Source organism: Rhizobium sp. PRIMUS64, assembly GCF_023006465.1.
Classification (GTDB): domain Bacteria; phylum Pseudomonadota; class Alphaproteobacteria; order Rhizobiales; family Rhizobiaceae; genus Rhizobium; species Rhizobium leguminosarum.
This window is the reverse complement of sequence record NZ_JALBGX010000096.1, coordinates 1-25,320: the sequence shown is the minus strand read 5'-3', so window position 1 is coordinate 25,320 and position 25,320 is coordinate 1. Positions and strand designations below refer to the sequence as shown.

Here is a 25,320-nt window from a genome sequence, read left to right as displayed (position 1 = left end):
AGCCCGCACCGCCTGGCACACCCATCCGCTCGGCCAGACGCTGATCGTCACATCGGGCTGCGGTCGCGTGCAGCGCGAAGGCGGCCCGGTCGAGGAGATTCGCGCCGGCGACGTCGTCTGCTTCGCACCGGGTGAACGCCATTGGCACGGCGCATCGCCGACGACGGCGATGACCCATATCGCCATCCAGGAACAGCTCGACGGCAAGGTCGTCGACTGGATGGAGCATGTCACCGACACGCAATACCAAGGTTAGAAGAGGAAACTTCTATGCAGAAACGTGAACTTGGAAAGAGCGGACTTCATGTCTCAGCCATCGGTCTCGGCTGCATGGGGCTGAGTTACGGTTATGGCCCAGCGACAGATATTCAGGAAGCGACCGCACTGATCCGGCGGGCATTTGAACGCGGCGTGACCTTCTTCGACACGGCCGAGGCCTATGGCCCCTATAAGAACGAAGAGCTTCTGGGAGAGGCCTTGGCGCCCTTTCGCGAGGAGGTGGTGATCGCCACGAAATTCGGTTTCAACTTCGATGCCAATGGCGGCCAGAGCGGCATGAACAGCCGGCCGGAACAGATCCGCGCGGTGGCCGACCAGGCGCTGAAGCGTTTGAAGACCGATGTCATCGATCTCTTCTACCAGCATCGCGTCGATCCCGATGTTCCGATCGAGGATGTCGCCGGCACGGTCAAGGCGCTGATCGCGGAAGGCAAGGTCAGACATTTCGGCCTCTCGGAAGCAGGCGCCCAGACGATCCGCCGCGCCCATGCCGTCCAGCCGGTGGCAGCACTACAAAGCGAATATTCGCTGTGGTGGCGCGAACCCGAGCAGGAAATCCTGCCAACGCTGGAAGAGCTCGGCATCGGTTTCGTGCCCTTCAGCCCGCTTGGTAAGGGCTTCCTGACTGGCGCGATCAGTGAAACGACCACCTTCGACAGCAAGGATTTCCGCAACGTCGTGCCACGCTTTTCTCAGGAGGCGCGAAAGGCCAACCAGGTGCTCGTCGATCGTCTCGGAGAAATCGCCGCCCGCAAAAAGGCAACCTCCGCCCAAGTGGCTCTCGCATGGCTGCTGGCGCAGAAGCCCTGGATCGCGCCGATCCCCGGCACTACCAAGCTGCATCGCCTCGAGGAGAACATCCAGGCCGCTGAAGTCGAACTGACGGCTGAGGACCTTGCCAGCATCGAAAGCGCGCTCGCCACGATCAAGGTGGAAGGCGATCGTTATCCCGCGCATCTGCAGGCAAGGGTCAACCGTTAAACGCGGCCGACGGGCCATGAAGGCGACGTCTCATCGCCAAGGCTAGAACACCAGAAGAGAATCGGCTGCAGTCACTTGCGGCCGATTCTTCATAGATTGGATCATCGTCTCGGCGCCGGCGCATTCTCCTGGAAAGCCGGTATCGCCTCCAGTCTGGCGACGATCTCCGCGATATTGGGCCAGCTGGCGAGATCGAAGCCGAGGCGCCGGGCGCTGATCGCCTGCGGGAAGAGGAAGATCTCGGCAATACCAGGCTGATCCCCAACGGCGAAGGCTCCCGGCCTGCGGCCGGCGATCATCGTCTCGACCGCGGCCATTCCCTCGCCGACCCAATGACGATTCCAGGCAGTAATGGCATCGGCATCCGCCTGGAAGACCTTGCCGAGATGCAGGCCGATCCGCGGCGGCAGCAGCGCATGGATCTCGGCTGCGATCGCAAGCGCGATCGACCGCGCCTGCGCCCGGCCTTCCGCGGTGTCAGGCAGCAATGGAGGCTCGGGCTGGATCTCGTCGAGATATTCGACGATCGCCAGCGACTGGGTAAGGAGGACACCGCTATCCGTCAGCAAGGCCGGCACGAGCCCCTGCGGATTGACGCTGCGATATCCGGCCTGCCGGCTCTCGGCATCCTCACCGAGGATGCTAACCGGCAGCGCTTCCGCCGTCAGCCCCTTGAGGGCGAGCGCGATGCGGACGCGAGATGTCGCCGAGGAAATTTCATTCTGATAGAGCTTCACGGTCTTTCTCCTTTGGTGAGGTCAGAAGAGGAGTTGCCTTGACGCCGAAATCGGCTCGAACGGCCGCTGCTCCCCCGAAGACGAAGCTGCTGATGCCGCCGTCACGAGGCCTGCGAGCGGCGAAGGCTCCTGCGAGTTTATGTCGTAGATGCAGGGCGCGGCGAAGACCGCCACTCCCAAAAAACAGATGATCATCAACCTCATCAAATCCTCCATCGACGAGGTCGATCGGCCTCGTCCTCCTTGTTTTCGGCTCACGTCCCCTGTCCGCCGCAGCCAATGGCCGGCGACGAATCCATCCATCAGGCAACGGTCAATTCGACATGGATATTGCCGCGCGTGGCCTTCGAATAGGGGCAGGTCTGGTGAGCCTCTTCAATGAGGGCTCGTGCCGCATCGGCTTCGATCCCGGGCAGGCTGACCTTGAGACGGGCCTGCAGGAAATAGCCGCCATCGGCGGTTCCCAAATCGACCTCGGTGTCAACGGCAAGATCGGCGGGAAGCTTGACCTTTTGATTAGCCGCGGCGAAACCGATCGCGCCGATGAAGCAGGCAGACCAACCGGCGGCGAAAAGCTGTTCGGGATTGGTGCCGGCGCGGTTGCTGCCCGGAGGCGAAAGCTTGATATCAAGCTGGCCGTCGTCGCTGTGCGACGCGCCGTCGCGCCCGCCCGTCGTGTGGGTCTTGCCGGTATAGAGAACCTTGTCGATCTTTGTCATGGAACACTCCTTGTGTTGCGTCGCTCCAGGCGACTGGCCGCGCTACGCGGCCGGGTTGACGGAGTGTGGTTTGACCGACGGATATATCCGCCATGTTTCCGAAATCGCCCGAAATGTCACAAAACGTAGCATCCGATATCGAGGACATCCTTACATACAAACATCTCGAAATTTTGCGGTGACTGCCGACGTCAACGGATGGTGACTTCTGCCGCCAGACCACCGCCGGCGCGATTGTAGAGCCGGAGTGATCCGCCGATCTTGGCCGTCAGCTGCTGGGCGATCGCAAGACCGAGACCGGTGCCGCCGGTCTCCCGGTTGCGGGATTGTTCCAGCCGGAAGAAAGGCTGCATGGCGGCTTCCAGCATATCGTCCGGAATTCCCGGCCCGCGGTCCATGACTGATATGACGATATCGTTCTCGGCGCTGCGCGCGACGCTGATCTCGGCAGCGCCGGCAAACTTCAGCGCATTGTCGATGAAATTCGACAGGATGCGGCGAAGAGCATGCGGCTTGGTGAAGGCAGCACCCTGAACCAGGCCGACCACGGTGACGGCCTTTCCAGTATCCTGGTAGTCGTAGGCTATGCTGTCGATGAACGAGGCGAGATCGATGCGGGCACTCTTCTCGCCATTGCCATGCGCGCTGCGTGCATAGGCAATGCCGTCCTGAACGAGGCGCTGGATCTCGCCGAGATCGTGCACCAGCTTGTCTTTCTCCGGCGAATCCTCCGCCATGTCGGCGCGAAGCCGCATGCGGGTGATCGGCGTCTGCAGGTCATGCGAGATGGCCGCCAGAATCTGGACGCGCTCTTCGAGGTAATGGGCGATCCTCTCCCGCATCGCGTTGAACGCTCTTGCCGCATGAGCGACCTCGCTCGGCCCCGCCTCACTCATCGCCGGACCGTCCTTGTTCGGGTCAAGCGCATCGGCGGCGGCGGCAAGCTCGCCGAGCGGCCGGATCGCCTGGCGAACCGCGAACCAGGTGCAGAGGATGAGCAGCACCATCTGGACGACGAAGACATAAGGTAGCCATGCGGCAATCGGCATGACGCCCTTCGGCGTGACGTCGATCGTCAACGGGCTTCCGTCGCTGAGCGTCAGATGCGCCTGCAGCCGGTTCACATCGCCAGGAATTCGTTCGATCCGGATCGGAAAGCGGTGCCCGATGGCCTCCTCGATCTTTCCTGAGATTTCCGCCCCTTTGCTTGACGTGTCAGGCACGCCGGGAAGGCCGGGCCCGAGCACGAAACGATAATTGCCGCGGCTCAGCCGATCGAGCAGATCGCCGCGTTCGTGGGGCGGAAGCCGATCGAGAACGGCAATCGACGTTGCAACGTCGCTCTCCAGCGTGCCGAGCATCACGGCTTTGGCCGACATGTAGCGCTCCATATAGAGCACACTGAACGACAGCCCGTAGGCCAAGGCCAATCCGATCAGCAGGATGAGAAAGATCCGCGACCGCAACGTGCTCGGCCACGTCAGGCCCGAACGCAAGCGGATTGCCGCCGTCATTGGCGCAGCTCCAAGATTTCGACCGGAACCGAAAACACATAGCCTTCGCTGCGCACCGTCTTGATGTAGGTCGGTTCGCGCGCATCGTCGCCCAGCCTCTGACGCAGGCGGCTGACCAGGAGATCGATAGACCGATCGAAGAGATCGGCGTCGCGGCCCTGCGTCAGGCTCAAAAGCTGGTCGCGATTGAGCACCCGCTGCGGATGGTCGATGAACACGCGAAGCAGACGGTATTCGGCGCCGCTGAGCGCAATCGCGGTCCCTTCCTTGTCGAGAAGGTGCCGGGCCACCGTATCGAGCCGCCAGTCGCCGAAAGTCAGCAATTGTCCGGCCTCGCTGATCTGCAGGTTGGGCGGCAACATCCGCGTGCGCCGCAGCACCGCCTTGATGCGGGCGAGCAGTTCCCGCGCGGCAAAGGGCTTGGGAAGATAGTCGTCGGCGCCCATCTCCAGTCCGAGGACTCTGTCCATCTCGTCGGTGCGGGCCGTCAGCATCAGGATCGGGATCGCCTTGTGCCGGCCGGCGCGCAGTTCACGGCACAGCACCAGCCCGTCATCGCCGGGCATCATCACATCGAGCACGATCAGGTCGACGGCATTGGCTTCGAGAAAACTGCGCATCTGGCGCCCGTCAGCGGCAACGCTCGTGCGCAGGCCGTTCTTCTGCAGGTAGCCCGATACCAGCTCGCGGATTTCGCGATCGTCATCGACGATCAGGATGTGATCGACATGATCCATATTTCCCTATTCCTTACCGATAGAAGCGGCCCCCGCCCTCCGCCTCGATGTCGAGGCGGTTGACGCGAGCTACGCATATTCCGCCGGTCGGAGCAACGAGGCTCCGCGACCGGCGGCGCCGACATTAGAAGCGATCTACATCTATGACAGCTTGCGCGAAGGCCTGCGGCGCTTCCTGAGGCAGGTTGTGGCCAATGCCGCCGTCGATCGTCCGATGCTCGTATTTGCCGGAGAATTTTCCGGCATAGGCGGAAGGCTGCGGATGCGGCGCACCGTTTGCGTCGCCCTCCATGGTGATGGTCGGCACCGAAATGACCGGCGTTGCGGCGAGCGTCGTCTCGTAGGCATCGTACTTGGCCTCACCTTCGACAAGCCCCAGGCGCCAGCGATAATTGTGTATGACGATCGCGACGTGATCGGGATTGTCGAAGGCAGCGGCCGATCTGTCGAATGTCGCATCATCGAAGTTCCACTTCGGCGATGCCGTCTGCCAGATAAGCTTTGCGAAATCATGCGTGTTGCTCTCGTATCCCTGACGACCGCGTTCGGTAGCGAAATAGAACTGGTACCACCAGGCAAGTTCGGCTTTCGGCGGAAGCGGCTTCTTGTTGGCCTCCTGGCTGCCGATCAGGTAGCCGCTTACGGATACCATCGCCTTACAGCGCTCGGGCCAGAGCGCCGCCATGATGTTGGCGGTCCGCCCGCCCCAGTCGTAGCCGGCAATGACAGCCTTCTCGATATCGAGCGCATCAAGCAGCGCGATCATATCGGCGGCGAGCGCTGACGGCTGGCCATTGCGCGGCGTCTGGTCGTCCAGGAAGCGGGTCGTCCCGTAACCGCGCAGATAAGGCACGATCACCCTGTAGCCTGCCGAGGCAAGCAGCGGCGCGACATCGACGAAACTATAGATGTCATAGGGCCAGCCGTGCAGCAGCAATACGACAGGGGCATCCGCCTTTCCCGCCTCGGCATAACCGATGTCGAGCACGCCTGCCTTGACCTGCTTCAGCGCTTCGAAGGACGTGTTGGTTCCGGGCTTTATAGCTGGCACCGATGCGGCAGTCGCAGACGACTGGGCGGCGGCCGTGCCGGCCACGCCGAACTCGACGGCCGCAAGGGCGACTGCCGTCATGCCGAAGAAACGGCGGCGGTGGTGGTTGATTTGCTCTGACATCGGTCTCTCCTGTCGAATGGATCACGGTCGCGAAAAGGCGCTCTACTTGTATCCCCGATATGTCGTAAGCAACCGTTTTTTGAATACGGATGTAGCTTCCGGCCGCCTGGATACATTCCGATACAATCGCGCTGCCTCGGCAAGTGGTCGCATTGGCCGCAGCCGTTTCCTCGCCACTGCAGCAGTTTGTATCGCTTTGTATCGCCGGTGCGCGACCCCGACACTTCGGTACATTTTCCCGCAAAGCCGGACACATCGCGGATACTTCACACCGGCCATATCCCGCCGTTGCTGGTTCAGGCCCATCGCCGTCCAGAGCCCGATCAATCGGTTTCAAAGGAAACGATGATGACACTTCTGATCATTGCCTATCTTGGAGGCGCGCTGACGATCCTCAGCCCGTGTATCCTGCCCATCCTCCCCTTCGTCTTCGCCCGCGCCGGACAGCCCTTCGTCAAGAGCACGCTGCCGATGCTGGCGGGCATGGCTGCCACCTTCGCGCTGGTCGCCACGCTTGCCGCAGTCGGTGGTAGCTGGGCCATTCGCGCCAATGAATATGGCCGGCTTGCCGCCATCGTCCTGCTTGCTCTCTTCGGCGCAAGCCTGCTTTCACCGCGCATCGCAAGCACGCTTGCCCGGCCGATCGTCGACCTTGGCAACAATCTTATGAACGCCACCGGCGGCGGGCGCGGCACCACGACAGTGAAGAGCGCGCTTCTTCTCGGCGTCGCCACCGGACTGCTCTGGGCGCCCTGCGCCGGTCCGATCCTCGGCCTTGTGCTGACCGGAGCTGCATTGCAGGGCGCCAATCTGCAAACGACCTTCCTGCTGATTGCCTATGCCGCTGGTGCTGCAACTTCGCTTGCCGTCGCCCTGCTTGTCGGCGGCAAGCTCTTCGCCGCCATGAAACGCTCGCTCGGCCTCGGCGACCGGATACGCCAGGTGCTCGGCGCTGCCGTGTTGGCGGGTGTCGCCGTCATCGCGCTTGGACTGGATACCAGCCTGCTGGCGCGGATTTCCTATGCCAGCACCGCGTCCCTGGAACAGGCCGTGCTTGACAGGCTGCATGCGAAGCCCTTGGGCGGCGCATCCTCCGAAGTGGCGAGCAAAGACATGGTGATCGCAGCCGCCGATACGAAGAAGCCCTTCCGCAGCGATCTGCCCGTCGAAGGTTACGCGCCTTCACTCGACGGCGCGGTCGAATGGCTGAACTCCAAGCCGCGGACATCAGAGCAACTGCGCGGCAAGGTCGTGCTCGTCGACTTCTGGACCTATTCCTGCATCAACTGCATTCGCACCATCCCTTATGTCAGGGCCTGGGCGGAAAAATATGCGAACCAGGGCCTCGTGGTGATCGGCGTGCACGCCCCGGAATTTGCCTTCGAGAAGAAGGTCGACAACGTCAAGAAGGCGATCGGCGACTTCCAGATCGGCTATCCCGTCGCGATCGACAATGATTACAGCATCTGGCGCGCCTTCGAAAACAGCTACTGGCCTGCCGCCTATCTGATCGATGCCAAAGGCCAGATCCGCTACCACCATTTTGGCGAAGGCAATTACAACAGGACCGAAAAGGCCATTCAGGACCTGCTGCGCGAAGCCGGCAGCCAAACGGCGGCAACTGCGCCGGTCGTGCCGGATGCCAAGGGCGTGGAAGCAGGTCCTGATCTCAGCAATATCCGCTCCGGCGAAACCTATCTCGGCTACGAACAGGCGGCGAACTTCGCCTCTCCGGAAGGGCTGCAGCCAGACACGCCGCATAACTACTCGATCGCCGAACCCGGCCTCAACGGCTGGGGCCTGTCCGGAACCTGGACCGTCGGCCGGGATCAGGCGACGCTTGATCAGCCGGGCGGCGGCATCACTTATCGCTTCAGCGCCCGCGATCTGCATCTCGTTCTTGGTCCCGGCGCCGGCGGCAAGCCGATCCGCTTCCAGGTGAAGATCGACGGCAAGGCGCCAGGACCTGACCACGGCGCAGACATCGATGCAGACGGCAACGGTACGGTGACCGCGACCAGGCTTTACCAGCTCGTCCGCCAATCCGGCACGGTCGCCGCCCGCAACTTCGAGATCAGCTTCCTCGATCCTGGTGTGCAGGCCTACGCCTTCACCTTCGGCTGAACCTGAAACGCATCAATATCCCGATCATCAACACGACCCAAAGGAGTAATAGTCATGAACAGACATCTTGCTTTCACGGCAGCCCTCGCATTCGCCACCACCACCATCGCATTCGCGGCAGAGGCTGCCGAGGTCAAGAACATCGTGATCGTCCACGGCGCCCTGGCCGACGGCTCTGGATGGCGCAAGGCGACGGACATTCTCCAAAGGCGCGGCTTCAACGTCACCATCGTCCAGCAGCCCATCACCTCGCTCGACGACGATGTGGCGGCGACCAAGCGCGTTCTCGACCTGCAGGAAGGACCGACCCTGCTCGTCGGCCACAGCTATGGCGGCATGGTCATCACCGAAGCCGGCAATGATCCCAATGTCGCGGGCCTCGTCTATGTCGCGGCGTTCCAGCCCGACAAGGGAGAAAGTCTGCTCAGCCTCGCCAGCTCGAAGCCTGCCGGCAGCATGGATATAAGGGAAACGAAGGACGGCAAATATCTCTATCTCGATCCGGGCGCCTTCGCCGCGGATTTCGCAGCCGACCTTCCGCAAGCGGAAGCCGCTTTCATGGCAAAGTCACAGGTCTTTGCCTCGAAGCAGGCATTCTCCGCCAAGATCACCCAACCGGCATGGCGGACCAAGAAAAGCTGGTCGATCGTCGCTACCGAGGATCGCTCCATCAACCCCGAGCTCGAGCGTGACATGGCAAAACGTGCCGGAAGCGACGTGACCGAGATCAAGGCCAGCCACGCCGTCTTCGCCTCCCAACCGGAAAAGGTTGCCGATGCGATCGAAACGGCAGCAAGGAAAGCCGGCGAGTAGCGTGCGCAGCCAGGAATGTTCCTAAGCAGTCGCGAGGATGAAGCCTCTGGTCGGAAGGGTACCCGACCAGAGGCGTGACGAAGTCGCCCCGTGACTCTGCCGGCCGAGAATGTCGCTCTCGTCGTCACCCCGCTCCCCGCAGTAGAAGTCGGCATCATCGATACATTTTTGTGACTATTCCATCAAAAAATGAAAAATAAGTCACGAATTCCCATTTCAAATTGACGGCTTTCCCTATAAAATTGCGACGATATTCCATGTCGCGCGCAACCGCCCGGTGCAAAAGCTGTATCTCGGCGCAAATGCCGGATCGTAGATCAAGGGAGAAACCAGATGGGAATGGCAGTCCCTTGTTATAGTTTCATCAGAACACTATTGCAGTGTAAACGATAAGGGAGACATGCGATATGGATAGTCGCAGGGGCCGGCGCATCGCAGTCTTATCCGAGGCCCTTTCACGACATCGCATTCTGCACATCAAGAATGCTGCCGAGATCCTGGGCGTCTCGGAGATGACGGTTCGGCGTGATGTCAGCGCCAATGCAGGCCAATTCGCGTTTCTCGGCGGCCATATCGTTCCGGCTGTCGAAGCGGAAAACGATCCCTATGAAATTTCCAGGGCCGCCGACAGTCATGCTGCTGCAAAACGACAAATTTGCACACAAGCCATTGATTACATTCACCATGATGACACGGTGTTTTTCGATTGTGGCACCACCTTACCCTATCTGGTCGATCTTCTCCCAGACCGGATTCACATAACGGCGATCTGCTACGCCATGAATGTCGCCGATCGTCTGACGCGAAAACCAAACGTTCGCCTTGTTATGCTCGGTGGTCTTTACCACCCCGCATCGGCGAGCTTTTCCGGTGCCTCGGGGCTGGAAATGCTCGACCAGCTTGTGATCAACGTGGCATTTCTTTCTGCAGCCGGTGTCGATGCCCGGCGTGGCGCGACCTGCGCGCATTTTCACGAAGCGGAAATCAAGAAAAAGGCGATGTCTCGGGCACGAAAGAATATTCTTCTCGCCGACAGCAGCAAAATCGGCAAGTTGAAACCAGCCTTTTTCAGCGACATGAAGTCGTTCGATGTGGTCATCACCGAAAACGGTATGAACGACTTCGACTGAGAAATCCGCATTTTTTCGGCGTCTGTCGAAATCTAAACTTGACGCGGTAGGACAGTGATGCAAACCTAACAAACAATGAAAAGAAAATCACATTTGAGCCAGTTGTGAAGCTTCCGCTGCGTGCATCTGCACGGATGCAACAAGACCTTCACGCTCTGACCGGGAGGATTCTATTTGGAAACCGTTGCTGTTCACAATGCGGCAAACGCTACGCATCATGGAGCCCCTTCGCGATCGCCGGACGGCACCCATAACCGGCCGCGCAATACGGGTATGGAACTCGATCTGTCGTGGGTCCTTGACACCCGGGTCAACCTGTCTGCCACCGAGCGCCGCATAGCCTCGCTTCCCGGACGCCGCACCGTCAAAAAGGACGCACAGGCAGCTTGGCTCCTGAAGGCGGTGACCTGCATCGATCTGACGACATTGAACGGCGACGATACCCCCGAGCGCGTCAAACGGTTGTGCGCAAAGGCGATGAATCCGATACGCGCCGACATTCTGGATTCGCTTGGCATGAGCGGCCGGTCGATCACCACCGGCGCCATCTGCGTCTACCATCGTTTTGTTGCAACGGCCGTCGAGGCGCTTGGAGATTCCGGCATTCCGGTCGCCGCGGTTTCGACCGGGTTCCCTGCCGGTCTCAGCCCGCACCACCTCAAGGTCAAGGAAATCGAGGCGTCGGTTGCCGATGGCGCGAAAGAAATCGACATCGTCATCACCCGCGAGCATGTGCTGACCGGCAACTGGACAGCACTCTACGAGGAAATGCAAGAATATCGCGCCGCCTGCGGTAATGCGCATGTCAAGGCCATTCTAGCGACCGGCGACCTGAAGACGCTCCGCAATGTCGCCAAGGCGTCGCTGGTCTGCATGATGGCGGGAGCCGATTTCATCAAGACCTCAACCGGCAAGGAAGGCGTCAATGCGACGCTGGCCGTGACATTGACCATGCTGCGGGCGATCCGCGCCTATCAGGAGCGCACCGGCATCAAGATCGGCTACAAGCCGGCCGGTGGCATTTCCGCGGCGAAAGACGTGTTGAACTACCAGTTCCTAATGAAGGACGAACTGGGGCGCGAGTGGCTGGAGTCTGATCTCTTCCGCATCGGTGCATCGAGCTTGCTTGCGGATATCGAGCGGCAGCTGGAGCATCACGTCACCGGTGCCTATTCGGCCCTCAACAGACACCCGATTGGATGATCCAGATGACTGTTGCAAAGTATTTCGACGAAATGTCCTACGGCCCTGCCCCTGAATCCGATATCGAAGCTCGCGACTGGCTAGCGCGCCACGCTTCCGGTTTCGGTCACTTCATCAATGGCGCGTTCGTGGCCTCCGCGTCGGGCAAGAACTTCGACACGTTCGAGCCGGCCACCGGCAAGGTCCTGGCGAAGCTCGCGAACGGCGGCGCGGCGGATGTGGACAATGCGGTTGCTGCGGCCCGCAAGGCACAGGCGTCATGGGCGCGCCTGCCGGGCCACGCGCGGGCGCGCCATCTCTATGCGCTTGCCCGGATGATCCAGCGCCATGCGCGTCTGATTGCTGTGGTCGAGGCTATCGACAACGGCAAGCCGATCCGCGAGACCCGCGATCTCGACGTGCCGCTGGCAGCCCGTCATTTCTATCATCACGCCGGATGGGCGCAAATCCAGGACACGGAATTTGCCGATCATGTGCCGGTGGGCGTCGTCGGCCAGATCATCCCGTGGAATTTCCCATTCCTGATGCTGGCCTGGAAAGTGGCGCCGGCTTTGGCGCTGGGCAACGCCGTCATCCTGAAGCCTGCCGAATACACGTCGCTGACGGCGCTTCTCTTTGCCGAACTGGCATCCGCAGCGGGCCTTCCGCAGGGTGTGCTCAATATCGTGACGGGAGAAGGCGAAACAGGCGCGCTGCTCGTCGGGCATGAGGATATCGACAAAATTGCCTTTACCGGATCGACCGAAGTCGGGCGCGTTATTCGCGAGCGTACCGCAGGTAGCGGTAAATCGTTGACGCTGGAACTCGGCGGCAAGTCACCTTTCGTCGTTTTTGACGACGCCGATATCGACGGCGCCGTGGAAGGCGTCGTCGATGCGATCTGGTTCAACCAGGGACAGGTCTGCTGCGCCGGCTCGCGGCTTCTGGTCCAGGAAGGCATTGCCGATCTTTTCCATGAGCGGCTGAAGCGCCGCATGCAGACATTGCGGGTCGGTCAGCCTTTGGACAAGTGCATCGATATGGGTGCGATCATCGCGCCCGTGCAGTTGACGCGTATTGAAGCGCTGGTGAAAAAGGGAGTTTCAGAAGGCGCGACACTGCATCAGGCTAAGATCGACCTGCCGAAGGGCGGCAGCTTCTACCCGCCGACGCTTCTCAGCGGCGTGCAGCCGACCTCGATCGTCGCAACCGAGGAAATCTTCGGGCCGGTTGCGGTCTCCATGACTTTCCGCACACCGGAAGAGGCTATCCAGCTTGCCAATCACACCCGCTACGGCCTTGCCGCCAGCGTCTGGAGCGAGACGATCGGCTTGGCGTTGAACGTTGCGGCAAAGCTCGCAGCCGGCGTGGTCTGGGTGAATGCCACCAATCTTTTCGATGCCGCCGTCGGTTTTGGCGGCAAGCGCGAATCCGGATTCGGCCGCGAAGGCGGACGGGAAGGTTGCTACGAATATCTGAAGCCGAAGGCTTGGGTCGACCGCAAGGCGCGAGCAGCAATGCCCGCCCTTTCGCAGGTGAAGCCGGTTGCTGGCGATTTTGCCCTGCCCAGTATCGACCGGACGGCAAAGCTCTTCATCGGTGGCAAGCAGGCGCGCCCGGACGGCAATTATTCCCGTGTCATCACCTCCCCCAAGGGCAAGGCGATCGGTGAGGTCGGCGAAGGCAACCGCAAGGACATCCGCAATGCAGTGGTTGCCGCACAGGCCGCCTCCGCCTGGTCGAATGCGACCACGCATAACCGCGCCCAGATTCTCTACTACATCGCCGAGAACCTCAGTGGTCGCGCCGACGAGTTCGCCTCGCGGATAACAGCGATGACCGGAGCTTCCGCAGCCAATGCAAACGCCGAGGTCGACGCCGCGATTTCGCGTCTCTTCACCTACGCAGCCTGGGCGGACAAATATGACGGCAGCATTCACCAGCCGCCGCTTCGCGGCGTAGCTCTGGCCGTGCCGGAAGCCATCGGCGTCGTTGGCGTCATATGCCCGCCGGAAGCGCCGCTGCTCGGCTTTATCAGTCTGGTTGCGCCGTTGATTGCCACCGGTAATCGTGTCGTCGCGGTGCCGAGCGAGCCCTTCCCGCTTTCGGCCACGGATTTCTATTCCGTTCTGGAAACGTCGGATGTGCCTGCCGGTGTCGTCAATATCGTCACCGGGTCGGCGATCGAACTGGCAAAGATCCTTGCCGCGCACAATGACGTTGATGCGTTGTGGGCCTTCGGCTCCGCGGAACTTTCGACGACGGTGGAGAAGCTGTCTTCGGGCAATCTCAAGCGAACCTTCGTGGACAACGGCAAGGCGACGGACTGGATGGACAGAGCCGCTGCCGAAGGCGCGCTGTATCTTCGCCGCGCTGTGGATGTGAAGAATATCTGGATCCCCTACGGAGAATAAGGGATCCGGAATGCCCCTCCCCAAGAATGGAGAGGGGCACCCATAGCATCACTTGTTGGCAGCGACCGGGCGGACCAGTGCCGTGACGCGGCGGATGGTGACGCGGCGGTTTTCCTGCTCAGGGGCCGACGTGTTGACCTTGAGGTAGTGCTCACCATAACCCTGCGTCGCAAGGTTCTCCGGCGCGATGCCGTAGACGTCGGTGAGCACGTTGGCGACGGATTCCGCCCGCTGGTCGGAGAGGATGAGGTTACTCTGGTCTGAGCCGACAGCATCCGTATGACCCTCGATCAGGAAGGTCTCGCTCGGATCCTTCTCGAGCACCTGGCTGATCGCATCGGCGACCTTGCGCAACGTGCGCGCCTGGGTCATCGGAATGTCCGCGCTACCAGTCGCGAAGGTGATCGTGTCGAGGTCGATGCGGCGCACCTTGTCGCGGATACGAGCCGAATACTTCACCTCATCCAGCGAATAGACGCGTTCCACCGGCTCGACCGGAGGCTCGCTCAGGAACTCGTAATAGTCCCGGTTCGGGTCGCTGCGGGTGTCGATGATGTAGTCGCTGAGCGGTACGCGCAGCCGCATCGGCGGCAGGTCGGCGCCCGGATCCTCGAAATAGTCGCGGTCCGGATCGTCATAGAGGTCCTGCGAATAATAGAGCACGTCCTCGCGCCCGCGGGCATCGACACGCGACCGCTGGATGATGTCGCCATAGCGGTTGCGGATCGTCACGATGCGATAGCCTTCCGGCCGCGTGATCGTCTCGCGGTAGCGGTCACCCGAAAGCTCCTCGTAGCTCGGCCGCTCGCCGTCGCGCAAGAAGCGCCTGTCGTCGTCGCCGCGCACGATCGTCCTGTTGTCGTACTGGATGATCACACGGCTGTCGTCGCCACGGTCGTCGAAGCGCGCGCCATCGGGACGGACGAATTGCGGCCGCTCATCGAGCTTCCTGCCCTTCTCGCGGGTCACCGCCTCGAGCTTTACCGGCGCCGTCGCCTGGCCGCCGGTGGCAGCCTGCGCATCGGCATCTGAGGTCGGCACCTTCACTTCCTGGCTGTCGGCGCGCTGCCTGTCGCGGTCGCGGCGGCCTTCGCGGCCCTTGCTGCGGTCGGCATCCTTGTCGCTGTCGAGCACGGCTGCGCCGTTCTCGACCGGCAGCACGACGGTTTCGTTGCTCTTGGCCGGATCTGCGGCGATCTTCTTCCGGCGCTCCAGCTCCTCGGGAGAAGCCTTTTCCGGTGCTGGAATGGCCTGCTCCACCTGCTGGCCGCCGCTGGCATCCGGTTGCGGCTGAGCAGTGTCAGTGGCGGGCGCGGCTGGCTGTGCGCCGGCGGGCTGTTCACCGGCGGGCTTTGCCGCCGTACCATCCTTGGGCTTTTCGGCCGGCGCAGCTTCCGGGGCCGCTGCCTTATCTTCGGTCGTCTTAGCCGCAGGGGCATTTTCTGCAGGTGCTGCAGTCTCACCCTTTGGCTTCTGCTTGGCAGGCGCCTCGGCTGCGGGTTTCACCTCTGGCTTGGCTTCGGGCTTGGCCTGTTCTTCGGTCGGTGTCACCGCCTCGGGAGCGGCAGTCTCAGCCTTGCCCTTGCCCTTGCCTTTATCTTTGCCTTGGGCCTTATCCTGCCCCTTCTCCCGCTTGCCGCCTTCCGGCTTGGCTTCAGGTTGCGCCTGTTCCGTTTCCGGCTGAGCTTCCTTTGCTGCCGGCTGCTGTTCGGGCTGCGGCTGAGCCTCCGGCTCGGCCTGCTGCGTCTCCTGCTTCTTCGGCTTCTTCGGCTTTTCCTGCGTTACCGGCTGCTCTTCCTGCTGCGGCGCGGCCTCCGGCTGGGCCTGCTGTTTGGCTTTCCGCTCGGGCTTGCTTTCAGGCTGCTCCGCGGGCACCTCCTTCGGTGCCTCCGCCTTCGGCGCTTCCGGCTCTGCCTTGGGTTCAGGCGCTTCCTTCCGCTCGGCCTTCGGCTTTTCGGCAGGCGCTTCCTGCTGCGCCGGCTTCTCGGCGGCCGGCGCCTGTTCGGCCGGGGCTTCCCCCTGTTCCTTGTGCTTTTTCTTCTTCAGCAACTCCTCCTCGGAAGGCGCATCCTGCGCCACCTCGAAGCTGCCCGGCTCGACCTGCCGCACGGCCGCAGCCTGCGTCGCAACGTCGCGTACGGCCGCCATCGCCGATGCCGGCTGCAGCGCCAGCGAAAGAGAAAGCAGCGGAAAAGTCGCGCTCGCGAACAATCTTGATTTCATGCCCATCGGGTTTCCTCGATCCTGTTTGAGCTTCTTGAAGGCCGCAAGGCCCTGGTTCCGCCCCTAGCTTCGCATTGAGGCGAAACGGCGGAATGGCAATCGCCGAGCCGCCGATTTGTTCCGGTTCTAGGGAGGTCGGGATTAACCTCGCGTGAATGTTGCAGTCTGCCGACGTTCATCTCGCCCGCTATTTGCACCGCCCAATTGCGGTGGGATTTGTGTTGCAATTCTATCAAAAAAAGTCTGATTATCGCCGCAAGGCGGTCTCAGCACCGTTGAACTGCGGCCGTCAGCCCAAGAGAAAAAGGAGCGGCGGCTACCAACAGAGAGGATCCTCATGCTTAATCCTACCCGTATTTTCGCGGCAGCCTCGATCGCGGCGATGTCCCTTTTTGCCGGCTCGGCCATGGCCGATGGCGAGAAATATGTGATCGGCACCGATTCGACCTATCCGCCCTTCGAATTCGTTGATGCCAGTGGCACAATCCAGGGCTTCGACATCGACATCACCAAGGCGCTCTGCGCTGAAATGAAGGCCGAATGCTCCTTCGTCAGCACCGACTGGGACGGCATCATCCCGGCGCTCAACGCAAAGAAATTCGACATGATCGTTTCCTCCATGTCGATCACGCCGGAGCGCCTGAAGCTCGTCGACTTCTCCAACAAGTATTACAACACCCCGCCGGCCATTGCCGTGCCGAAGGATTCGACGATCACGGATGTCGCCGGCCTCAAGGGCAAGGTGATCGGCGCGCAGACCTCCACGACGCATGCCAACTATGCGGAGAAACATCTCGCCGACACTGAGCTGAAGCTCTATCCGACCGCTGACGAATACAAGCTTGACGTTGCCAGCGGCCGCGTCGACGCCGTCATCGACGACGTCGTCGTTCTCTCCGAATGGGTGAAGTCCGACGCTGGCGCCTGCTGCAAGATTCTGACGACCCTGCCGGTCGACAAGGAAATCAACGGCAACGGCGCAGGCATTGCCATCCGCAAGGGCGACCCGCTGAAGGAAAAGCTGAACACGGCGATCGCTGCGATCCGTGCCAGCGGCGAATACAAGAAGATCCAGGACAAGTACTTCGACTTCGACGTTTACGGCGAATAAGAAATTCGTTATCTGGCCGATGAAGGTAATGGCGGAAGGCTTGCTCTTCCGCCATTTTTGTTTGACAAAGATGGCAAGATTAAAACGGCAAAAGCCGTGAGGGGAATTCTCGCATGGGCGGATTATTTTCCGCGCTGGGCTCCTTCTGGAGCTGGATTGTGCACATCTTCGATCCGCTGTGCGGACCCGTTGGCATCTTCACTTGGCTGGCGCCGTCGACGATTCTTAGCTGTGGCGATACCGGTTGGGGCGACGAGATCGCGCTTGGCCTGCAGATCACCGTTTCGGTGGCGATCGTCACCCTGCCGATTGGCCTTGCCATCGGTTTCCTGGTGGCGCTCGGTCAGCAGTCGGAGGAGAAGTCGCTGCGGCTGGCGGCCGGCATCTACACGACGATCTTCCGCGGTCTGCCGGAGCTTCTGACGCTCTTCATCATCTATTACGGCATGCAGATGCTGATCCAGTCTCTGCTGACCTTCGTCGGCTATGACGGGCCGCCGGTCGAGATCAATGCCTTCCTCGCCGGTGTCATCGCGCTTTCGGTCGTCTTCTCGGCCTACTGTTCGGAAGTGCTGCTCTCGGCCTTCCGCGCCATCCCCAAGGGACAATATGAGGCGGGAGACGCGCTTGGCCTGCATCGCGGCCGCACGCTGCGCCTGGTCATCCTGCCGCAACTCGTGCGCATCGCGCTGCCGGGCCTGACGAACCTCTGGATGGTGCTGCTGAAAGACACCTCCTACGTCTCGATCATCAGCCTTGCCGATATCCTTCGCCAGACGAGTGTCGCCGTGCGCGTGACCAAGGAACCCTTCTTCTTCTATGGCCTGGCCTGTTGCCTCTATCTGGTGCTCGCCATCCTCTCCTCCTTCCTGCTCGTCTATGTCGAGCGTTGGGCCAAGCGTTCGGAGATCAGTCGATGAGCTATGCCGAAACGCTGATCCCACCGCAGCCCGCGCCCCGCGAGGTGATGAAGCCGATGACGCCGGCGCGCATGGCCGGCTATATCTTCGTCGCCGTCTGGGCTCTGCTCGCAGCGCTTCTTGTCTTTTCCGTCGTCAATGGCTGGGATCCGGAAAAATTCACCCGTTACGGGCCGCGCTACCTCCATGGTCTCTGGATAACGCTGAGCCTCGTTTTCATTTCCGTCATCTGCGGCGCCATCCTGTCGCTGCCGCTTGCCGTGGCGCGCATGTCGAAGAACCGGGTACTGAATGCGCTGGCCTACGGCTACATCTATTTCTTCCGCGGCACGCCGCTGCTTGCCCAACTGTTCCTGGTCTATTACGGCCTCGGCATATTCCGGCCGCAGCTTGAGGCCGTCGGCATCTGGTGGTTCTTCCGCGATGCCTGGTATTGCGGCCTCTTTGCCATGACCATCAATACCGCGGCCTACCAGGCGGAAATCCTGCGCGGCGCGATCGAAAGCGTGTCGCATGGCCAGCACGAGGCGGCTGCCGCACTCGGCATCCACAAGTTCATCGCTTTCCGCAAAATCATCCTGCCACAGGCTCTCATCGTCGCGCTTCGTCCTTATGGCAACGAGATCATCCTTCTGATCAAGGGCTCGGCGGTCGTCGCCATCATCACAGTGCTCGACCTGATGGGCGAAACCCGCTACGCCTTCTCCCGCACCTTCGACTACCAGACCTATCTCTGGGCGGCGATCTTCTATCTCGTCATCGTCGAGGCCTTACGCCATCTCTGGGCCTGGATCGAACGCCGCCTGACCCGGCATCTCAAGCGCTGATGCGTGACGCCGAAACGCGTGTCGCAGTTTTGGGATAACGGCATGCATGAGACAAAGCGACTTGGCAGCACTCTCGGCACGATGCTGCCAAGTCATTGATATAAAAAATAAATTGTCCTTTTATAAAGTATCTGTAAAGATTTCATTAACCACTCGCATGTTTCCATATCACGTAGCGCTAATAAGCGCGCGAGTGGGAACAAGAAGAAGTGGAATGCGATGCACAAGGACATGGAAAAACAATTGCAGGGCTACGGTCTGACGACCGCCCAGATCCTCTACCACCTGCCGGACCACCCGGCGATCCTGCAGACCTATGTCTGGCAGGACTACGACCTCGCCCCCGATTTTCCCGAAATGCGCGGCTTCCTGAAATTCTGGGAAGAGAAGCTCGACGGGCCGCTGCATTCGGTGCGCTACATCCACCGCAAGCTGATCTCGGCAACCGAGTGGCGGGCGCTGAAGGGCGAGTTCATCCTGCACTGATCGGCTCTGCAGCAGGATGCCGAAAAGTGTGAGCGGTTCGGGCGGCATGTACTGACCGCGTCAGACATGCGCCTCGCCATGGCCGAATTCGCCTTCGTCGCGATCCGGGCGAAGCGCGAAACCGAGCATGCCGAGATAGAAGACGACGACAATGGCAATGACCGCAAGGCCGGGAACCGGCCCGAGCACGGCATTGTCGATGACATAGGCCCATGACTGCGCCTGCAGCGCCGGCATGCCCTCCGTCTGCAGTTTCGGCGTCGAGATCTTCAGGCACCAGGCGAGCAACAGGATGAAATACATCCAGCCGTAATTGCGTTTGAGCCGGCGGTGCATCGCCTCCTGATAGCTGAGCAGGAAGCGCGGTTTGCGCAGGCTGCGGGCGACCACCATCGCCCATTCGCCGCCGGCCCCGGCCTCCGGCGCCAGAATCTCGGCGAAATAGCAGCGCTCGATCTGACGAATGCGGGCGCGGTAGATATCGAAGAAGCGGTAGCGCCGCGCCTCGATCATCAGCAGCAGCGTCACCAGCATCATCCCGAACAGCAGCACTCCGTGATGCGAAGTTGGCGTCGACAGCGAGACCGAAAGCAGTGCTGCGACCACGGTGATCGCCCAGTTGGAGGTCCGGTCGATGCGGTCGCGCCAACTTGTCATCCGTCCGAGTTCACCGCGGTAATAATGAATGAGCGTGTTGGTAACCTCGCTTGGAGTACTTGGCAGCAAAGGCCGCGCGCCCTCTCCTTCCCGTACCAATGACGTCCTGTCTTCCTCCATTTTCATGGCTCGTTCCTCCCTTCGTCTTCTTTTCGGCCATTCTGCGCCCGCAAGCGCGCCATTGCAAAACATCGAAAGCAGCCTTAGACGCATGCTTGAAACAAAAGGACGATGGACTGCGATGGCAAAGAAGATCGACGAAGAAGCCCTTGGCGAGGCCTATAACCGCGCGCTGGCGCTGGAAAAGGCCGGCGATGTCGACGCGGCTGTTGCAGCCTATCAGGAAGTCCTGGCAATCGATCCCGACGATCACGGCGGTGCGGCCGTGCGCATTGCCGCGATGGGCCGCGGCGAAACGCCGGTCAAGGCGCCCGACGCCTATGTCGAGACCTTGTTCGACCAGCATGCCGAGGTTTTCGAGGACGTGCTCGTCGAGCAGCTCGGCTATCACGTGCCGATGCTGGTGCGCCAGCGCCTGCAGGCGCTGAAGCTCGAACCGTTCAAGCGGCTGCTCGATCTCGGCTGTGGCACAGGCCTCACCGGCGGCGCGCTGCGCGACCTCTGCGCCGATATGACCGGCATCGACATATCGGAGAAGATGGTCGAGATCGCCCATGAGAAGGACCTCTACGAAACGCTCTTCGTCGCCGAGGTCGAGGATTTTCTCGACGACAACGACGAGGAAGCCTTCGACATCATCTCCGCCACCGACGTGCTGCCCTATCTCGGCGCGCTCGAACCGCTATTCTTCGGCGCCGCCGAGAACCTGACACCGGGCGGCCTGTTCATCTTCTCCTCAGAAACCCTGCCCGAGGAAATACTCGCCGGCCGTGCCTACATGGTCGGCCCGCACCAGCGCTTCGCCCATGCCGACGCCTATGTGAGAGAACGCCTGACGGCCACCGGTTTCGAACTCGTCGAGATATCGGATATCAACGTGCGCATGGAAGACGGCCAGCCGACACCAGGCCATCTGGTGATCGCCAGATATATCGGCTGAAGCTAATGCACCTGATATTCGCCTGACGGAATAGTTTCGCAGTTGGCGAAGTATCTGTTGCATGATGCGCCATGACCTGATAGTTAGTCGATCGGCAAAGTTTACCGCAACGATAGGAAAGGTCGCCGCATGTCGCTCGTGCTTTATGGGCATCCGCTCGCCTCCTTCTGCCACAAAGTGCTGATCGCGCTTTATGAAAACGGCACCCCTTTCGAAAATCGCATCGTCGATCTTTCCGACGAAAGCTCGCGCGCCGATCTCTTCCGCTTCTGGCCGATCGGCAAGATGCCACTGCTGCGGGACGAGGCGCGCGACAGCACCATTCCCGAGACATCGATCATCATCGAATATCTTGAGCAATATTATCCGGGGCCTCTTCGCCTGCTGCCGCTGGAGATCGACCGGGCGCTGCAAGTCCGCCTTTGGGATCGCTTCTTCGATCATTATGTTCAGGCGCCGATGCAGACGCTGGTTAGCAATCTCCGGCGTCCTGAGGGCACGGCGGACGAAATCGAGGTGACGGCCGCCAAGGCGACGCTTGCCACCGCTTACTCGATGATCGAAAAGCAGCTCGCCGACAAACCCTGGATATCCGGTGACAGCTTCACTATGGCCGATTGCGCCGCCGCCCCCGCGCTCTTCTATGCCGAGACGCTGATCCCCTTCACCGCGGAACAGCCGAACCTTCGCGCCTATTACGATCGGCTGCTGGCGCGCCCGTCCTTTGCAAGGGCACTGGAAGAGGCCCGCCCCTACTTCAAGTTCTACCCCTACAAAGAGAAGCTGCCGGCCCGCTTCCGGGATGCAGCGGGATGATCGACAGCCAGGCGGATCTCGACCGCATGTTTCATGCGCTTTCCGATCGCAGCCGCCGCGGCATGATCGATCGCCTCGGCCGCGGCCCGGCCTCCGTCACCGAACTGGCCGCGCCGCTCGCCGTTGCCTTGCCGACGGTGATGAAACATCTGCAAGTGTTGGAGGAGAGCGGCCTCGTGCTCTCCGAAAAATCCGGCCGGGTGCGAACCTACCGGCTGCAACAGGATGCGCTTGCTGCCGTCGAGCGCTGGGTAGAACAGCGAAAGATCCGCTGGGCGAGCACCTTCGACAGGCTGGATCAATTTCTTGCCAATGAAACGGAGAGCCTTCCCGAATGACGACGCCATCCGCCGAACACACCACTCTCGTCATCGAGCGTCACCTGAAGGCGCCAGTCGCTCGCGTCTTCCGCGCCTGGTCGGCGCCGGAGGCCAAACGCCAATGGTTCGCCTGCCACGGCGAGTGGCAGGCGCTGGACTATGGTCTCGATTTCCGCCCCGGCGGCACGGAAAGGAACTACGTCGCCGATACCGACGGCCTTCTGCACGCCTATGATGCCCAGTACATCGATATCGTGCCCAATGCCCGCATCATCTATGTCTATGAGATGAAGCTCGGCGAAACCCGCATCTCCGCCTCGCTCACAACCGTCGCCTTCGAAGCCGAACCCGGCGGCACCAAAATGGTCTTCACCGAACAGGTGGTCTTCCTCGACGGCTACGCCGACAACGGCGCCCGCCTCCAGGGTACCGAAATCGGCCTCGACAATCTGGAGCTCTTCCTCGAGCGCGAGGAAAGCCCGATTCACTGACACATGTCGCCAAATCAAGTTCGATGCGACGCGTTTCAGGCGATCTTGCCAAGCATCAAGCGCTGCTCGGTTTTTTTCGGGAGCTGGCGGGGCGAGCCGCAGCTCGCGTTGACGTGTTGAGTGCTGCGGCGGCGCGAACGAGCGTCTTCAACGCCTGCTCGTCAATCTCATCGCCTTCGTGGAAATCGATGGCGCGCCTGGTATTGCCGTCAAGGCTGGAGTTGAAAAGGCCTGAAGGGTCCTCCAGCGAAGCGCCTTTGGCGAAGGTCAGCTTCACCACGCTTTTGTAGGTCTCGCCGGTGCAGATGATACCGGCGCGCTCCCACACGGGAACCCCTCTCCACTTCCATTCCTCGACCACCTCGGGCTCGGCCTGCCTGATCAGAGTTCGGACCCGAGCGAGCGTCTGGCCTCGCCAATCGCTCAACTCCTCGATTCTCGCATCGATCAAACGAGAAGGAGAGTCTCCGTCCTTCTCTTCGCTCGAGCCGCTTTTCTTCATGGTTGCCGTGGCTTTCTTCATCGATATCGCTCCTCCATCCCTTAAGTGCTGATGACCTGGCGTCCGCTCACATTCGTTCACCGGGCAATTGGCTGGCTTGCTCCACCCAGGCGGCGAGCTGAGCCTCGTCGAGTTGGTCTGCCTCATGGATGTGGAAGTAACGCACTTCCTTTTGTTTGGACTCGCCGGGCGGGATGGGACTGAGCGACATGCCGCGGAAGAAAGCGAGTTTGATGTAGTTCGCGAAGCAATGGACACCGAGGAACCAGCCCTGCCCTTCGATGCCATAGAGGGGCGAGTTCCATTTCACGGCCTTGTACACCCCAGGCACCGTGCGCGTGATGAGCGCATCGAGGCGATGCCCGACATCGCTTTTCCAGCCGGGCATGGCGGCGATGTAGGCTTGCACGGGAGCGTCACCGTAACCCTTGGCAATCTGAGGGTTGCCCCCCGAAAGAAGGGGCGGCCCCGCGCTCTCAGACTTGGCGGCTGTCTTCCTCGTGACCTTCGCTGCGGTCTTGGATGTCTTGCCGGCCATTCTGTTCACCCCCATCCGCTGCTGCGCCTCGCGCTGCGCCATCTGGTGGCATGAGGCAGGGCGAACAAGTACAGACCGGTGGGTAATAGCAAGGCGAGCGGAAGAAGCGCCAAAAGCCCCACCCCGACGGAGGATCTCTCCTGCACCATGGCGATGATATTAATTATGACGGCCAGCGTAAAGGCAATGGACAGCCAACGGTGGATCTGCCGACACCAGTTATTCCAATTCACGGGAACCTCCTGCGAAAACGAGCCGAAGCGGATGGCGTATCCGTTGGCATCTGTCTCACTCGATCCGCGCCAGCACCTGCTCCAGCTTTGCGAAGAATTGTTGCCAGCCGCTCCTGGCGCCCCCGTAAGCCTGCCGCTGATCCGGCCGGAAGCCCGATTGCTCCATACGCAGGTGCGTGCCCGTGCCCATAGGCGTGAGAGTCCAGGTGACGACGCTTGCCAGATCATAGGCAGCCCAGGTGTAAGACAGGGTTTTGTTCGGCTCGACTTCCAGGACCTGGCAATCGACGGATCCCCAATCCGCGCTGAGCTTAAAACGGTGATCCACGACCGGCACGAAGTCATTCTTCATCAGCCAGTCCGCGATCAGATGCGGCTGGGTGAGCGCGCGCCAGATCTTTTCCGGCGGAAAAGGGATCTCTCGCTCGACGACGACGGAACGGGTTTCAGTCGATGTTTCGGTCATTGGTCCATCCTTTTCAGTAGATCTTCCAGCTGGTCGAACCGATTTTGCCAAAAACCAGCCATCTCACTTGTCCAGTCGACCAGCGGCGCCAGCGCACCGAGCTGCGCGCTATAATGCGTCTGGCGACCTTCGTGACGGTCACGCACCAATCCGGCCTGCTTCAGGATTCCGAGATGTTTCGAGACGACCGGTTGCGAGACCCCAGCGCGTGCCGTCAAAGCCCCGACCGTCTTCTCTCCTTCGCGGCACAGACGTTCGAAAAGAGCCCGCCGCGTCGGATCGGCGAGCGTTCTGAAGAGCAAGTCTTGAGCGTTTGACATCTACAATCCATACCCCGCTGGCTATGGATTAACGTATAGCCATAGAGGTATAGGTGAGTCAAGCTGAACGTGAGACGCTTAGGGAAACTGTTTTTGCTGATTTTGGCGCACGTGGCAGCGCGCCTCGGCAGAGACGGGTGAATGTCTCATACCCAGGCGCCTATGCATTTCCGCCATTGATCATGCAGCTTCGCAAACGGCGCTGGGATCAATGCCCGCCGTCGGTGCCGAGGATCGCGGCAAGCAGCCGGCCTTCGAGCTCGGCGAGGCCGGGATGGCCGTGCCGGCGCGGATGTGGATAAGGAATGGGAAGATCGAGCGCGATCCGCCCCTCGTCGAGCACGATGACCCGGTCGGCGAGATGCACCGCCTCGCTGACATCATGGGTGACGAGCACGGCGGTGAAACCGAGTTCGCGCCAGACGCGGTTGATGAGTTCCTGCATGCTGATCCGCGTCAGCGCATCGAGAGCGCCGAGCGGTTCATCAAGCGCCAGCACGCCCGGCCGGCTCACCAGCGCCCGCGCCAGTGCCACGCGCTGCCGCT

At 61.1% G+C, this 25,320-nt stretch carries 28 protein-coding genes and 1 pseudogene; 15 read left to right on the top strand and 14 right to left on the bottom strand.

What is annotated here, in order from left to right; translation table 11 throughout:
- Positions 1 to 256, top strand: a 256-nt coding sequence (locus tag MOV76_RS28345) for a cupin domain-containing protein (protein ID WP_247265774.1), incomplete at its 5' end; no start/stop codon positions are given.
- A 14-nt stretch (positions 257 to 270) separates the two neighbouring features.
- A complete protein-coding gene (locus MOV76_RS28340) occupies positions 271 to 1,260 on the top strand; it encodes an aldo/keto reductase (RefSeq protein ID WP_247265773.1) in 990 nt (329 codons plus the stop codon).
- Positions 1,261 to 1,361: 101 nt separating this feature from the next.
- Here MOV76_RS28340 and maiA read toward each other — a convergent pair whose 3' ends face one another.
- From maiA to MOV76_RS28315, 6 genes are all read right to left on the bottom strand, one after another.
- The gene (gene maiA, locus MOV76_RS28335) at positions 1,362 to 1,997 is read right to left on the bottom strand and encodes a maleylacetoacetate isomerase (protein WP_028733047.1); all 636 of its coding nucleotides are present in this window, start codon (positions 1,995 to 1,997) and stop codon (positions 1,362 to 1,364) included.
- 21 nt (positions 1,998 to 2,018) lie between these two features.
- Positions 2,019 to 2,201 (bottom strand): hypothetical protein, encoded by a 183-nt coding sequence (locus MOV76_RS40155; protein ID WP_245368758.1) that lies wholly within the window; start codon positions 2,199 to 2,201, stop codon positions 2,019 to 2,021.
- Between the two features lie 98 nt (positions 2,202 to 2,299).
- Positions 2,300 to 2,716 carry an organic hydroperoxide resistance protein gene (locus tag MOV76_RS28330; RefSeq protein ID WP_018446387.1) on the bottom strand — a complete coding sequence of 139 codons (417 nt, stop codon included), beginning with the start codon at positions 2,714 to 2,716 and terminating at the stop codon, positions 2,300 to 2,302.
- 191 nt (positions 2,717 to 2,907) lie between these two features.
- The gene (locus tag MOV76_RS28325; protein WP_247265772.1) at positions 2,908 to 4,230 is read right to left on the bottom strand and encodes a HAMP domain-containing sensor histidine kinase; all 1,323 of its coding nucleotides are present in this window, start codon (positions 4,228 to 4,230) and stop codon (positions 2,908 to 2,910) included.
- Positions 4,227 to 4,967 carry a response regulator gene (locus tag MOV76_RS28320; protein ID WP_028733050.1) on the bottom strand — a complete coding sequence of 247 codons (741 nt, stop codon included), beginning with the start codon at positions 4,965 to 4,967 and terminating at the stop codon, positions 4,227 to 4,229. The genes MOV76_RS28325 and MOV76_RS28320 overlap by 4 nt, the downstream gene beginning before the upstream one ends.
- 124 nt (positions 4,968 to 5,091) lie before the next feature.
- A complete protein-coding gene (locus tag MOV76_RS28315; protein ID WP_018446390.1) occupies positions 5,092 to 6,141 on the bottom strand; it encodes an alpha/beta fold hydrolase in 1,050 nt (349 codons plus the stop codon).
- A 348-nt stretch (positions 6,142 to 6,489) separates the two neighbouring features.
- On the opposite strand from MOV76_RS28315, the gene MOV76_RS28310 reads away from it, so the two are divergent.
- The 5 genes from MOV76_RS28310 to MOV76_RS28290 all read left to right on the top strand — a co-directional run bounded on the left by MOV76_RS28310 (position 6,490) and on the right by MOV76_RS28290 (position 13,804).
- Positions 6,490 to 8,265: a cytochrome c biogenesis protein DipZ gene (locus MOV76_RS28310; protein WP_247265771.1), complete on the top strand. Its 1,776-nt coding sequence runs from the start codon at positions 6,490 to 6,492 to the stop codon at positions 8,263 to 8,265.
- A 54-nt stretch (positions 8,266 to 8,319) separates the two neighbouring features.
- The gene (locus MOV76_RS28305) at positions 8,320 to 9,078 is read left to right on the top strand and encodes an alpha/beta fold hydrolase (protein WP_247265770.1); all 759 of its coding nucleotides are present in this window, start codon (positions 8,320 to 8,322) and stop codon (positions 9,076 to 9,078) included.
- Between the two features lie 407 nt (positions 9,079 to 9,485).
- Positions 9,486 to 10,208 carry a DeoR family transcriptional regulator gene (locus MOV76_RS28300; protein WP_018446394.1) on the top strand — a complete coding sequence of 241 codons (723 nt, stop codon included), beginning with the start codon at positions 9,486 to 9,488 and terminating at the stop codon, positions 10,206 to 10,208.
- Between the two features lie 174 nt (positions 10,209 to 10,382).
- Positions 10,383 to 11,411, top strand: coding sequence for a deoxyribose-phosphate aldolase (gene deoC / locus MOV76_RS28295; protein WP_047621386.1), 1,029 nt, complete (start codon positions 10,383 to 10,385; stop codon positions 11,409 to 11,411).
- A 5-nt stretch (positions 11,412 to 11,416) separates the two neighbouring features.
- A complete protein-coding gene (locus tag MOV76_RS28290; protein WP_247265769.1) occupies positions 11,417 to 13,804 on the top strand; it encodes an aldehyde dehydrogenase family protein in 2,388 nt (795 codons plus the stop codon).
- Between the two features lie 48 nt (positions 13,805 to 13,852).
- Here MOV76_RS28290 and MOV76_RS28285 read toward each other — a convergent pair whose 3' ends face one another.
- Complete coding sequence (locus MOV76_RS28285; protein WP_018242323.1) at positions 13,853 to 16,033, bottom strand: OmpA family protein; 2,181 nt, start codon at positions 16,031 to 16,033, stop codon at positions 13,853 to 13,855.
- Between the two features lie 331 nt (positions 16,034 to 16,364).
- On the opposite strand from MOV76_RS28285, the gene MOV76_RS28280 reads away from it, so the two are divergent.
- From MOV76_RS28280 to MOV76_RS28265, 4 genes are all read left to right on the top strand, one after another.
- Positions 16,365 to 17,138, top strand: coding sequence for a transporter substrate-binding domain-containing protein (locus MOV76_RS28280; RefSeq protein WP_018242324.1), 774 nt, complete (start codon positions 16,365 to 16,367; stop codon positions 17,136 to 17,138).
- A 113-nt stretch (positions 17,139 to 17,251) separates the two neighbouring features.
- Positions 17,252 to 18,058, top strand: a complete 807-nt coding sequence (locus tag MOV76_RS28275) for an ABC transporter permease (RefSeq protein ID WP_018242325.1) — start codon at positions 17,252 to 17,254, stop codon at positions 18,056 to 18,058.
- The gene (locus tag MOV76_RS28270) at positions 18,055 to 18,885 is read left to right on the top strand and encodes an ABC transporter permease (protein ID WP_018446398.1); all 831 of its coding nucleotides are present in this window, start codon (positions 18,055 to 18,057) and stop codon (positions 18,883 to 18,885) included. Before MOV76_RS28275 ends, MOV76_RS28270 begins: the two co-directional genes overlap by 4 nt.
- Positions 18,886 to 19,104: 219 nt before the next feature.
- Complete coding sequence (locus MOV76_RS28265; protein ID WP_018242327.1) at positions 19,105 to 19,371, top strand: usg protein; 267 nt, start codon at positions 19,105 to 19,107, stop codon at positions 19,369 to 19,371.
- Positions 19,372 to 19,431: 60 nt separating this feature from the next.
- Here the strand turns inward: MOV76_RS28265 and MOV76_RS28260 are convergent, their stop codons facing one another.
- Positions 19,432 to 20,154, bottom strand: a complete 723-nt coding sequence (locus MOV76_RS28260; protein WP_247265768.1) for a DUF2270 domain-containing protein — start codon at positions 20,152 to 20,154, stop codon at positions 19,432 to 19,434.
- Positions 20,155 to 20,269: 115 nt separating this feature from the next.
- On the opposite strand from MOV76_RS28260, the gene MOV76_RS28255 reads away from it, so the two are divergent.
- The 4 genes from MOV76_RS28255 (at position 20,270) to MOV76_RS28240 (ending at position 22,715) form a co-directional block, all read left to right on the top strand.
- A complete protein-coding gene (locus tag MOV76_RS28255; RefSeq protein WP_247265767.1) occupies positions 20,270 to 21,088 on the top strand; it encodes a class I SAM-dependent methyltransferase in 819 nt (272 codons plus the stop codon).
- 129 nt (positions 21,089 to 21,217) lie between these two features.
- The gene (locus MOV76_RS28250; protein ID WP_247265766.1) at positions 21,218 to 21,904 is read left to right on the top strand and encodes a glutathione S-transferase family protein; all 687 of its coding nucleotides are present in this window, start codon (positions 21,218 to 21,220) and stop codon (positions 21,902 to 21,904) included.
- Positions 21,901 to 22,242, top strand: a complete 342-nt coding sequence (locus MOV76_RS28245; protein WP_130716530.1) for a helix-turn-helix transcriptional regulator — start codon at positions 21,901 to 21,903, stop codon at positions 22,240 to 22,242. Before MOV76_RS28250 ends, MOV76_RS28245 begins: the two co-directional genes overlap by 4 nt.
- Positions 22,239 to 22,715 (top strand): SRPBCC family protein, encoded by a 477-nt coding sequence (locus tag MOV76_RS28240; protein WP_247265765.1) that lies wholly within the window; start codon positions 22,239 to 22,241, stop codon positions 22,713 to 22,715. The genes MOV76_RS28245 and MOV76_RS28240 overlap by 4 nt, the downstream gene beginning before the upstream one ends.
- A 55-nt stretch (positions 22,716 to 22,770) precedes the next feature.
- Here the strand turns inward: MOV76_RS28240 and MOV76_RS28235 are convergent, their stop codons facing one another.
- The 6 genes and pseudogenes from MOV76_RS28235 to MOV76_RS28210 form a co-directional block, all read right to left on the bottom strand.
- The gene (locus MOV76_RS28235) at positions 22,771 to 23,238 is read right to left on the bottom strand and encodes a DUF1801 domain-containing protein (RefSeq protein ID WP_130716531.1); all 468 of its coding nucleotides are present in this window, start codon (positions 23,236 to 23,238) and stop codon (positions 22,771 to 22,773) included.
- A 46-nt stretch (positions 23,239 to 23,284) separates the two neighbouring features.
- Positions 23,285 to 23,755 (bottom strand): DUF1801 domain-containing protein, encoded by a 471-nt coding sequence (locus MOV76_RS28230; RefSeq protein WP_130716532.1) that lies wholly within the window; start codon positions 23,753 to 23,755, stop codon positions 23,285 to 23,287.
- Positions 23,756 to 23,760: 5 nt separating this feature from the next.
- Positions 23,761 to 23,988 (bottom strand): hypothetical protein, encoded by a 228-nt coding sequence (locus tag MOV76_RS28225; protein ID WP_130716533.1) that lies wholly within the window; start codon positions 23,986 to 23,988, stop codon positions 23,761 to 23,763.
- 55 nt (positions 23,989 to 24,043) lie between these two features.
- A complete protein-coding gene (locus tag MOV76_RS28220) occupies positions 24,044 to 24,454 on the bottom strand; it encodes an SRPBCC domain-containing protein (RefSeq protein WP_130716534.1) in 411 nt (136 codons plus the stop codon).
- Complete coding sequence (locus MOV76_RS28215) at positions 24,451 to 24,774, bottom strand: helix-turn-helix transcriptional regulator (RefSeq protein WP_018242337.1); 324 nt, start codon at positions 24,772 to 24,774, stop codon at positions 24,451 to 24,453. The genes MOV76_RS28220 and MOV76_RS28215 overlap by 4 nt, the downstream gene beginning before the upstream one ends.
- Before the next feature lie 208 nt (positions 24,775 to 24,982).
- Positions 24,983 to 25,320: pseudogene (locus MOV76_RS28210) on the bottom strand (ABC transporter ATP-binding protein); the annotation flags it as partial.

Excerpts from the sequence above, each read along its gene's own strand:
- MOV76_RS28285 (WP_018242323.1), bottom strand. The coding sequence starts at position 16,033 with ATGGGCATGAAATCAAGATTGTTCGCGAGCGCGACTTTTCCGCTGCTT.
- MOV76_RS28315 (WP_018446390.1), bottom strand. The coding sequence starts at position 6,141 with ATGTCAGAGCAAATCAACCACCACCGCCGCCGTTTCTTCGGCATGACG.
- MOV76_RS28265 (WP_018242327.1), top strand. The coding sequence starts at position 19,105 with ATGCACAAGGACATGGAAAAACAATTGCAGGGCTACGGTCTGACGACC.
- MOV76_RS28260 (WP_247265768.1), bottom strand. The coding sequence starts at position 20,154 with ATGAAAATGGAGGAAGACAGGACGTCATTGGTACGGGAAGGAGAGGGC.
- MOV76_RS28325 (WP_247265772.1), bottom strand. The coding sequence starts at position 4,230 with ATGACGGCGGCAATCCGCTTGCGTTCGGGCCTGACGTGGCCGAGCACG.
- MOV76_RS28250 (WP_247265766.1), top strand. The coding sequence starts at position 21,218 with ATGTCGCTCGTGCTTTATGGGCATCCGCTCGCCTCCTTCTGCCACAAA.
- MOV76_RS28215 (WP_018242337.1), bottom strand. The coding sequence starts at position 24,774 with ATGTCAAACGCTCAAGACTTGCTCTTCAGAACGCTCGCCGATCCGACG.
- MOV76_RS28305 (WP_247265770.1), top strand. The coding sequence starts at position 8,320 with ATGAACAGACATCTTGCTTTCACGGCAGCCCTCGCATTCGCCACCACC.
- MOV76_RS28320 (WP_028733050.1), bottom strand. The coding sequence starts at position 4,967 with ATGGATCATGTCGATCACATCCTGATCGTCGATGACGATCGCGAAATC.
- MOV76_RS28280 (WP_018242324.1), top strand. The coding sequence starts at position 16,365 with ATGCTTAATCCTACCCGTATTTTCGCGGCAGCCTCGATCGCGGCGATG.
- MOV76_RS28300 (WP_018446394.1), top strand. The coding sequence starts at position 9,486 with ATGGATAGTCGCAGGGGCCGGCGCATCGCAGTCTTATCCGAGGCCCTT.
- MOV76_RS28230 (WP_130716532.1), bottom strand. The coding sequence starts at position 23,755 with ATGGCCGGCAAGACATCCAAGACCGCAGCGAAGGTCACGAGGAAGACA.
- MOV76_RS28255 (WP_247265767.1), top strand. The coding sequence starts at position 20,270 with ATGGCAAAGAAGATCGACGAAGAAGCCCTTGGCGAGGCCTATAACCGC.
- MOV76_RS28245 (WP_130716530.1), top strand. The coding sequence starts at position 21,901 with ATGATCGACAGCCAGGCGGATCTCGACCGCATGTTTCATGCGCTTTCC.
- MOV76_RS28220 (WP_130716534.1), bottom strand. The coding sequence starts at position 24,454 with ATGACCGAAACATCGACTGAAACCCGTTCCGTCGTCGTCGAGCGAGAG.
- MOV76_RS28240 (WP_247265765.1), top strand. The coding sequence starts at position 22,239 with ATGACGACGCCATCCGCCGAACACACCACTCTCGTCATCGAGCGTCAC.
- MOV76_RS28235 (WP_130716531.1), bottom strand. The coding sequence starts at position 23,238 with ATGAAGAAAGCCACGGCAACCATGAAGAAAAGCGGCTCGAGCGAAGAG.
- MOV76_RS28290 (WP_247265769.1), top strand. The coding sequence starts at position 11,417 with ATGACTGTTGCAAAGTATTTCGACGAAATGTCCTACGGCCCTGCCCCT.
- MOV76_RS40155 (WP_245368758.1), bottom strand. The coding sequence starts at position 2,201 with ATGAGGTTGATGATCATCTGTTTTTTGGGAGTGGCGGTCTTCGCCGCG.
- MOV76_RS28340 (WP_247265773.1), top strand. The coding sequence starts at position 271 with ATGCAGAAACGTGAACTTGGAAAGAGCGGACTTCATGTCTCAGCCATC.
- MOV76_RS28270 (WP_018446398.1), top strand. The coding sequence starts at position 18,055 with ATGAGCTATGCCGAAACGCTGATCCCACCGCAGCCCGCGCCCCGCGAG.
- MOV76_RS28275 (WP_018242325.1), top strand. The coding sequence starts at position 17,252 with ATGGGCGGATTATTTTCCGCGCTGGGCTCCTTCTGGAGCTGGATTGTG.
- MOV76_RS28310 (WP_247265771.1), top strand. The coding sequence starts at position 6,490 with ATGACACTTCTGATCATTGCCTATCTTGGAGGCGCGCTGACGATCCTC.
- MOV76_RS28330 (WP_018446387.1), bottom strand. The coding sequence starts at position 2,716 with ATGACAAAGATCGACAAGGTTCTCTATACCGGCAAGACCCACACGACG.